The 234-nt window shown below is 54.7% G+C and carries 1 protein-coding gene; it reads right to left on the reverse strand.

Going from position 1 to position 234, the window contains the following annotated elements; genetic code table 11:
- A partial coding sequence (locus SB719_RS22700) for an aminopeptidase P family N-terminal domain-containing protein (RefSeq protein WP_412160114.1) occupies positions 1–234 on the reverse strand: 234 nt, incomplete at both ends.

A 234-nucleotide genomic window follows, 5' to 3' on the forward strand; every position in this document is an offset into this window, starting at 1 on the left:
GATGATGTTGTCATGGCTGATCCAGGCGGTGCGTTTCGCGCCATTTCCATCCTGACCGCGACCGTACCAGCTCGGTTCCCCTTCCATCGAAAGCACAACGCATTGATGCACGTAAAAGGACCAGCCGTCATAGCCGGTCAGCCAGTGCATATTGGACGGATCGGTGACGATGATGACATCGAAGCCTGCCTTCTCCATTGCGCGACGGGTTTTTGCTATCCGCTGATCATATTC

Source organism: Pantoea sp. SIMBA_079 (assembly GCF_046940275.1).
In the GTDB taxonomy this organism is placed as follows: domain Bacteria; phylum Pseudomonadota; class Gammaproteobacteria; order Enterobacterales; family Enterobacteriaceae; genus Pantoea; species Pantoea borealis.